Annotated in this window: 7 protein-coding genes; 3 read left to right on the plus strand and 4 right to left on the minus strand. The window is 40.0% G+C overall.

Annotation, left to right across the window (positions count from 1 at the left end; all coding sequences use genetic code 11):
* The coding region (locus HP439_RS15700) for an MATE family efflux transporter (RefSeq protein ID WP_246229386.1) at positions 1 to 569 on the plus strand (569 nt) is incomplete at its 5' end.
* Between the two features lie 65 nt (positions 570 to 634).
* Here HP439_RS15700 and HP439_RS15705 read toward each other — a convergent pair.
* From HP439_RS15705 to HP439_RS15715, 3 genes are all read right to left on the minus strand, one after another.
* On the minus strand, positions 635 to 2,092 hold the full coding sequence (locus tag HP439_RS15705; RefSeq protein WP_172391285.1) for a dihydrolipoamide acetyltransferase family protein: 1,458 nt from the start codon (positions 2,090 to 2,092) through the stop codon (positions 635 to 637).
* Positions 2,093 to 2,199: 107 nt separating this feature from the next.
* Positions 2,200 to 3,453, minus strand: a complete 1,254-nt coding sequence (locus HP439_RS15710; protein WP_172391286.1) for a competence/damage-inducible protein A — start codon at positions 3,451 to 3,453, stop codon at positions 2,200 to 2,202.
* A gap of 21 nt (positions 3,454 to 3,474) precedes the next feature.
* On the minus strand, positions 3,475 to 6,093 hold the full coding sequence (locus HP439_RS15715) for a putative LPS assembly protein LptD (protein WP_246229387.1): 2,619 nt from the start codon (positions 6,091 to 6,093) through the stop codon (positions 3,475 to 3,477).
* Positions 6,094 to 6,287: 194 nt separating this feature from the next.
* Here HP439_RS15715 and HP439_RS15720 point away from each other — a divergent pair, with 194 nt between their 5' ends.
* Together HP439_RS15720 and HP439_RS15725 are read left to right on the plus strand one after the other, a co-directional pair.
* Positions 6,288 to 7,154 carry an N-acetylmuramoyl-L-alanine amidase family protein gene (locus HP439_RS15720; RefSeq protein WP_172391288.1) on the plus strand — a complete coding sequence of 289 codons (867 nt, stop codon included), beginning with the start codon at positions 6,288 to 6,290 and terminating at the stop codon, positions 7,152 to 7,154.
* A 67-nt stretch (positions 7,155 to 7,221) separates the two neighbouring features.
* The gene (locus tag HP439_RS15725) at positions 7,222 to 8,169 is read left to right on the plus strand and encodes an MlaD family protein (protein ID WP_172391289.1); all 948 of its coding nucleotides are present in this window, start codon (positions 7,222 to 7,224) and stop codon (positions 8,167 to 8,169) included.
* A gap of 302 nt (positions 8,170 to 8,471) precedes the next feature.
* Here HP439_RS15725 and HP439_RS15730 read toward each other — a convergent pair.
* Positions 8,472 to 9,219: RagB/SusD family nutrient uptake outer membrane protein (locus tag HP439_RS15730; RefSeq protein WP_172391290.1), on the minus strand; the 748-nt coding region annotated here is incomplete at its 5' end.

The raw sequence follows: 9,219 nt of genomic DNA on the forward strand, positions 1-9,219 counted from the left end.
CAGGACAAATTGGAGCATTGGAGCAGGCTAGCCATCAGGTAGCGATCACGTTAGCGTCTATGAGCTACATGATGGCAACCGGTATTGCTTCGGCTGCAACCATTAAAACCGGCCACAGTTTCGGCAAAAAGAATATTCAGCGTGTAAGTAGATTCGCGAAAATATCGTACAAGCTTGTCCTAGCGTTCATGATCATCTGTGCTCTCATATTTACGGTGTTTAATCAACAATTACCCCTCCTATTTAGCGACGATCTATCCGTGATTACTATTTCAGCACAACTTCTTATTATCGCGGGGTTGTTCCAGTTATTCGATGGCACACAGGTTGTGGGGCTTGGCATACTTCGTGGAATGGGTGACGTAAACATCCCAACAATCATCACTTTCGTCGCCTACTGGATTATCGGAATTCCAATGGCATATTTTATGGGGATTTATCTAAATATCGGTATCAAAGGAATATGGTATGGCCTTACCCTCGGCCTTTTAACTTCTTCATTACTTCTATACTTTCGCTACCAACATATCATAAAAAAACATAAAAGTAACAATCATCTATCGTTTTAAATAAAAAAACACAAACAACAGACGAAAATTCTGGTTTGTGTTTTTGGCGTGAAACGCATTGTTTTTTAGATAACTCGGTTGATATCCCAATTTTCCAGGTAATCGGCGACTCGCTTTAGAAATGTACCACCTAGTGCGCCATCTATAATACGATGATCGTACGACATTGACAAATACATCATATGTCGTATTGCGATAACATCCCCGTATTCGGTTTCTAGTACCGCTGGTCGCTTTTTTATTGTTCCGACCGCCAATATTGCCGCTTGAGGTTGGTTGATAATAGGCACCCCCATTATATTACCGAACGCCCCAATATTAGTAAATGTAAAAGTTCCACCTTGGGTATCATCCGGCTTCAATTTATTCTGTCGAGAACGGTTTGCTAAATCATTCACCGATTTACTCAACCCAACTAAACTCAACTGATCAGCATTTCGTATTACCGGAACTATCAAATTGCCCGTAGGTAATGCTGCAGCCATACCAATATTGATATCCTTTTTCTTAATGATATTATGTCCATCTATAGACACATTAACCATTGGAAAATCTTTCAGCGCTTTGCATATCGCTTCAATGAAGATTGGGGTGAAGGTTATATTTTCTCCTTCGCGATTTTTATAGTTATCCTTCCATTTATTTCGCCAATTGACAATATTAGTCACATCGGCTTCAACAAACGAGGCTACATGTGGCGAGGTTTTCACACTGTGCACCATATGATCCGCGATAAGTTTTCTCATACGATCCATCTCAACAATTTCATCACCGGAGGAGTTGATCGTCGTTGCCCTCGTACTATCAGGACTACTAATTACTTCCGGGCTAGGTATCTGTGTCGGTTCAACAGCAGCTGATTGCTGCTCCTTACTTATTTTCGAATCGCTGGTTACAACGGAACCACTTCGGCGCTCTAAGAAATCGAGAATATCTTGTTTGGTAACTCTACCTTCAGATCCCGACCCATTAATACTGTCAAGTTCAGCTTGCGTTAAATTTTCTTGTTGCGCAATATTGCGGACTAATGGTGAATAGAAACGTAGCCCATTGCTAGGTGTTGCTGATGTTTCAGACTCCTGCGGAAGCAATTCCGTCCCGGGAATAACCATATTGACATCATTTCTATCTTCCTGAGTTGTAAAATCATCTTCTGTCAAATTTGGAGACTCCTCCGTTAGCAGCACAGATTCTTCATTTTCGTCTGCACTGTGATCAATTTCCTTGGAACTCGACCGTTCTGTATCCTCATTGACTAATGGAACATCTTGCTCATCATTTCCTTCTACTTCTATCCAAGCGATAATATCGCCCACTTGAGCAACTTGATTCGGCTCGAAGAGAATCTTTGATAGTTTCCCCGACACTGGAGAAGGTACCTCAGAATCAACTTTATCCGTCGCTACCTCAGCCACTGTATCATCTTCCTCAATATGGTCACCAACAGACTTTACCCACTTGGTAATAGTTGCTTCCGACACACTCTCGCCCATCTTTGGTAATACCAATTTATATATTGCCATATATGCTATATTCGTTGAATGAATTACTAAATTAACATTTTATCTACATAATTAAAGGAAACAAAATATAATAATTAAATAGATATTAAATGCGAAATATTATTCTGTTATAAAGATTGTTCTTTTTGAAACAATTTCCACAGCATCGTGAGTCCCGCCATTCGTGTACGTTCAATATTCACCGCCCGGTCATTTTTAAAGTAGAAAGTTTTTACTATAGTTTCCCGACGCCCCACAACAGCGATACATACGGTACCTACAGGTTTATCAGCAGTGCCTCCGGAAGGGCCAGCAATACCTGTCGTCGCTATAGCATAATCACTTTTATACACTTTTTTGGCACCGTTAGCCATCTCCACAGCAGTCTGCTCACTAACTGCACCATAACGCATTAATGTTTGTTCATTAACGCCCAATATGTCTACTTTTGCGGTATTTGAATAGACGACAGCGCCTCCCTGAAACATTCCACTCGCTCCTGCAATCGCTGTCAAACTACTCGCTATTGCACCTCCAGTACAGCTTTCGGCAGTTGCAAAAGAACAGCGTGAGGTCACAAATCTTTCTACAATTACCCGTTCGAACGAGCTATTCTCTAAACAGACAACATGCTCACCTAAGCAACGCTGTATCTCCTTTGCAAAATATTCCGTTTGTCTTATAACTTCCTTTTCATTATCGCCCTGCGCTGTAAGGCGTAATAGTACAGCGCCCAAACGCGGCAAATAGGCGAGTTTAATAAAAGCGGGCAATTCTTCTTCTATCGAGGAAATTGCACTGGCCAGATGAGACTCTCCGATACCGACGGTAAGTATATAAGAATTATAAATAAATCCCTGCTTACTAATACTTTTTAAAATAGGGATTACCCGATTTTCCATTAAGTACTTCATCTCATAGGGAACCCCTGGCATAAACATATAATATTTCCCTTTTTCTTCAATGGCCATTCCTGGCGCTGTACCAACATCATTGAACAGCACAGTCGCCTTCGCAAGTACATCAGCTTGTTGCTTATTAATTTCAGGCATATTGGTAAACCCAAGTTTCGTAAAAAAAGCACTGACATGCTCTAGTACTTCTTGATTACGGATAATATCAGAATGAAAATAGGAGGCTATCGTACTTTTTGTCACGTCGTCTTTGGTTGGTCCCAATCCGCCGGTGACGAGAATAATATCTGCCCCCTCAGCGGCTTGATCGAGACCTTGGCGTATTGCATCCGAGGTGTCAGCGATGGATATAACTTGAAATAAAGGAATGTGTAAAGCTGTTAGTTGATTGGCAATCCAACTAGAGTTCGTATCGACAATCTGACCATTCAGGATTTCGTCGCCTATGGTAATTATCGCTGCTCTCATAATGAAAAATGGTTTATTTTTTTAATACCTATAATGGCTCTCTCGTTTTGAAAGTTTTAAATCTTGCAATATAGAGGCCTTCGCTCGAATAGTAACATTATAGCTTTTATACTGTCCAAAAGGAGTCCAACCAACCGAAAGATCCCAACAGTGTAAATCTCTATAAATGTTAAAACGTGTCAAAGACAACGCTTTTTGTCTAAAGTCATATCCTGTATTGAATTGTACTTTCCATTTCGGAGTTACATTAAAATCACCGTTTAAATTAACAGTGGCGGTGACGTTACTCTGCATTTTGCGTTCTGTACTATTCCAACTTTTATTATAGTTCATACTGAACGATCCATTTAAGTTCCAAGGAATCTCAAAGTCTACAAAAGCATTAGGATCTGTGCTTATGCGCGCCAAGGCTTGTGCCTGCTCCTGAGTCATATTTGGCATTTGATTGCGTAAGGAATCAATGTTGTCGTTTCTACTTTTATTTGCATTCGGATTCAAACTATAGTCGAATGACATTCCAAAGTTCGTTAAGCGTGCAAGTTTACCATCTTTAAGCGCAAAGCGATCGATACGCACCCCATTTTCGTTGACCACATAGGGATCAAACGTACCATTAAAGTTCAAGTTTATTTTTTCCTTGAATAGTGATGTTCGCCCCGAAAAGCTTATTGTTGAAAGCTTCAGGGAATCGGCCATAAAGTTATAGTTTCCACTGAAAGTTAGTCCTTGCAAGATCTTTATTTTACTAAAGCCGGTACCGGTCGTATCATTATTATTCCTTACTTTGGCCTCGATATTATTATCAATTGAAAAACCAATCCCCATGGATTTACCCGCTGAAGGAGAACCATATATCCCTCCCTCAAAAATTGAATAACGCTCCTGGATACCGTTATCATTGACATAGTCGCGGTAAAACCCGTAACGAGCGTCCGAGAAATCCGGTCGATAGTTCAAATTAACCGATGGTGTAACAACGTGCCGGATCGCCTCGATTTTTCCCATCTTTGGATACATACCGTAAATTTTGGTAGAAAGTCCTGAAGAAACAGAATAATCATACGCCCTGCGAAATCCCTGCACGGTATCCCGTTCCGCCGTAAATCCATTGATTTCGTTAACCAGCTTCTTCCGTATAGATTGAAGATACCAACGTTCTGTATAATTTACCGATGTATTGAATTGAAAATATTTAAAGGCATTTAAACTTAGCGAGACTGGGATATTATGTTGGAATCCGTTCGTAAAATCATTTAAAGATTCCTTTTTAAATAATAACGAATCCGCTGTTGTTATCGTATTACGTCCTTGCAAACTATAGCCTACTGTGATGCGTTGATACCACTTCTGTTCACCCACACGGTCCTTTGAATCAAACGGATTGAAAGAAGCGACATTTAAACTAAACGATGGTAGCTCCAAATTCACCTGGCCAGTAGACATATCTTGGCTATGGCCTAGACGAGAAGTGAAATTTACTTTACCGTCGGCAAACACTTTACCGTAAGCAATTGAGGAAGACATGTTGTTTTTGGTAACGTCTTCGATAGAGTTTTGCTGATTAAAACCTGTGTTGTTAAAATAAGACCGTGTACCAAAATTGACCGAAGCAGAGAACGAGGTTCCTGGATTCGCTTCTTGACGCTGCGTATGATTCCACGTAACGTTAAAATCCTTATTGGTCCCATAATTATCAGTCCCCTCCACTCCGGATTTTGTCGCAGCGTAACGAATATTGAACCCACCACTGTACTTATAGTTCACCATATAATTGGTCCGTACACTCGCCTCCCAAGATCCTTTAGAGTAAAAACTTCCCCTTAGCTCGGAATCCCAATAGTCATTAAAAGCTAAGTACCATCCAAAATCGCGCATTGCGAAGCCACGCGTTGCGTCTTCCCCAAATGAAGGAAACAAAAAGCCAGATGCCCGTTTATTGGTTTTTGGAAAAAATCCAAATGGCACTGCGATAAATTTAATGGGTATGTTTTCGACAACCAGATAAGCGGGTCCTACAATCACATGGTTTTTAGCTAACAATCCTTTGGTAAATTGAATTCCAAAATGGGTATGCGGGTATGGTAGGTTACAGGTACTGTACATTCCCGTACGTAGAGAAAGTTCATCGTACAAATTTTTACGGACGACTTTCGCCTGAATATACGCACCATCCTGTTCTGTCATAATGCCGTAGGTATTCCCTTCTTTGGTTTTATAATCGTAAAGCAACGAATCTACAGATTTAGGTGTATCTCCCGGAAATATAACCACAGGTCGACCGACATATTCACCGTTATGGTCAACAACACCGCTCGCAAATAGTTGATTCGTATTACGATCGAGTCGAATGTAATCGGCCGAAAGTTCAAACTCTTGGTATTTGACTTTTGCTCCTTTGTAAAGATGCAAAATATTTTTGTTCACTTGATTCCAAGAAGAGTCATTAGCGACAATTGTAACCACTGTCTCTAATCCATCTTGGCCTTTCATTACTAAAGTGTCCTGACCTTGGGTTTCCTTTAAATGGTTTTTTGTAGTGTCGTTTACAATTAAAGAAGAGTCCGAAGCGTTACCTATAGTAGTTTTAGTAGTATCTAAAACCTGCGCATTAGAAGCCACAACAGCGATGAATAAAAACAAAATGCTACAGAAAAAACAAGATAACGTCTTCAAAGTAAAATACGAATGTTATTTTTGTGTGAATTTAAACTTTCTAATGGCAAAAATAGTCAAAAAACATTTAGAAAGCGTGAACGTGAGGCACGAATAAAAAATAAAGTTTGACAGTAGTTTCACTCACTATTTAAACGACGAATACAACGGATATAACACAGATGGTAAAAAAATTAATTTTCAGAAAACTAAATTTGATTGCGGCGGCAATTTTCACCCTATCCTTTACCACCGCCTTTCAACCTATAACTCCCCCAAAACAAGATCAGAAGGCTTCCTTAGACAAAGTCCGTACGATTGTACTTGACGCTGGACACGGGGGAAAAGACCCAGGAGCACGGGGGCGGAAAACAACTGAAAAAGTAATTGCCCTGCAGGTTGCCCTTAAACTTGGCGAAAAAATTAAAAAGGAATTACCTGACGTAAAAGTGCTTTACACTCGCAGTTCCGATGTATTTATAGATTTATATAAAAGACCTGCTGTAGCAAATAAAGCAAAAGCTGATTTATTCATATCGATTCACTGTAACTCCGCCGACGGTAGTAAACGCGTTAGAGGGCGTAATGGAAAATATTATACGCAGACAGTTCGTAGACCGAGCGTTCGAGGTACCGAGACCTTTGTTTTAGGTTTCAATCGTATGGGTAACCAAGACGTTGCTATACGTGAAAATGCTGCAATATTATTCGAAGAAAACTATGAAGAAAATTACGGCGGCTTTGACCCTAAGGACCCTTCGACAATGATTGTCTTTCAACTCCTTAAAACACAGTACAGAAGAGAGAGCATCCGCTTGGGTTCCTATATGCAAGATGAGTACGTTCGTTCCGCTAGAAATAACCGCGGCGTGCAAGAGCTTTCCTTAGCCGTATTAAAAACAGCTGGTATGCCGGCGGTCTTGACGGAAATTGGTTTTATCAGCAGTCCAGAGGAAGAAACCTATATGATGTCATCCAATGGACAAAATGAAATTGTAACTAGTTTATTTAATGCAATAAAAACATATAAAACGTCAGTAGAGCGATAAAACCATAAACTTTTAGTACATTAGTTTGTTCAAAAACTATCTTATCTACTCTTATTCAGGTCATATTTTGAAGATAACAAACGAAACAAAAGTCGGCATCATCACAGTGGTTTCTTTAGCTCTATTATTTATAGGTTATAACTTCCTGAAAGGTAATGATGTATTCAGCAGCGAAAACGAATATTACACAGATTACGATAATGTCGACGGACTATCGACTTCAAAACCAGTTGTTGTAAATGGCTACCAAATTGGTCGGGTATCCCGAATGAGTTTGTTAGATAATGGCAAAATCCGGACACACTTTAAAATCAAGAACGATTATGCTATCCCCTCCAATACTGTTGCGCGTATCGTGAGCGCCGACTTATTAGGGAGCAAAGCTATCGTGTTTGAGTTAGGGAATAGTACGACACTTGCAAATGATGGCGATCCGCTCCTGTCGGACGTACAGGCGAACTTACTAGAGAAAGTGGAACCGCTTCAAAAGAAAGTGGAAAATTTAGTTGTAAAACTTGATTCCGTTCTTTCAGCAGTAAATACCGCGCTTGACGATGAGTTTCAACGTGACTTCAAAAATAGTCTACATAGTATATCCATATCTCTAAATAATATGGAACGAATCACAAGCGACGTCGAAGGATTAATGGGATCAGAAAAAATTCGTTTGGCGAAAATTATGCAAAACCTAGAATCCATTACCGATAACTTTAAAAACAACAACGCCAAGATAAATAGTATACTTGCAAACCTCGACAACCTTTCAAGCGATTTGTCAAAAACCGAGATCAAGGCAACGATTGACAACGCCAATCAAGCGATGAAAGACGTGCAAGCGATCACCTCGAAGATTAATAACGGAGAAGGAAGCATAGGCTTATTACTCAACGACGACAAACTTTACAACAATTTGAATAGCGCCTCCAGTGAACTGGACAGTTTATTAATAGATGTAAAAGAAAGGCCTGGCCATTATATCCGTTTAAGCATATTCGGTAAAAAAGATACAAAATAATAAATACCACGAATTCTTAAATATTCATTGACCATCTTACTAAGCTCTACATGCAGTTAAAGCTATATATGTAGGGCTTTATTGTTATACAAAGATTAAAGGCTAAATATACGCTTTGTGTCAACCGCATCTTTTTCATAAACCTATTGATCTAAATTCGTTCGATCAATCCTCACTCTTTGCAAACGGGGTAATCCTATTCCTGCATCCATTGGCTGTTAAATTTTCTTCTACCAAATAACAAGGGCGAAACATTAAGTTTCGCCCTACACATGAATAATAAATAACAGCTTCTAGTACAATTACTTATTTTGTACTAGAATACCATTCGAAAGAACAATTTGCTGCTCAGGAATATATTCTATAGCATCATCCGAGGTCGCCTCCACAGTAAAGAACGAATTCGCGTTTGCGATATGTGTACCTGGGTATTTTCTATCCAAAGTTTCTCCGTTTCTGAAAAGGTCGAACTTACGGTGCCCTTCCCACGCAAGCTCTAATTGGCGTTCCGCGATTACGACATCTAACGCTGTCTGACCATTCAAATTCCCGCTCGTCCATAGCCCTGCTTCTGGAATACCGGCACGCTTACGGATCACATTTACATCTGCAAGCGCAGCATCTGTATCACCCAGCTTTGCTCGCGCTTCGGCCCGAATTAAATAAATTTCCGCTAATCGGGAAATGATCGGAGACCAAAGGTGTGGTTGCCCTTCTTGCCCTGAACACTTCAGTATATAGTATTTCAAATACCCATTCCGGTTGTCTAATTTTTGATCGATAAGCACCGTTCTCGTTTTACCGTCCTTATCGATAAAGTATTCAAATGCTCCGGCGCCATTTGACACTTTTTGGAGCTTCCTTGTTGTGCCTGACTCTACGTAAGTATAATCCGTTCCACTCTTTTTGACAACAACACTAGCATACTTATAATCATCATTTACATAATAAGCATGAAGCTCATTTGGATTAGAAACAACTGGTGAAATCATGTTGTAGCGTACGTCCTCTGGGTATTTGCGAACGGCTTCCAAATAGGAACGTGAAGCG

The organism is Sphingobacterium shayense, assembly GCF_013179575.1.
Lineage (GTDB): Bacteria > Bacteroidota > Bacteroidia > Sphingobacteriales > Sphingobacteriaceae > Sphingobacterium > Sphingobacterium shayense.

Bases quoted from the DNA above. Each gene is read 5' to 3' on its own strand.
- HP439_RS15710 (WP_172391286.1), bottom strand. From the start codon at position 3,453: ATGAGAGCAGCGATAATTACCATAGGCGACGAAATCCTGAATGGTCAG.
- HP439_RS15705 (WP_172391285.1), bottom strand. From the start codon at position 2,092: ATGGCAATATATAAATTGGTATTACCAAAGATGGGCGAGAGTGTGTCG.
- HP439_RS15720 (WP_172391288.1), top strand. From the start codon at position 6,288: ATGGTAAAAAAATTAATTTTCAGAAAACTAAATTTGATTGCGGCGGCA.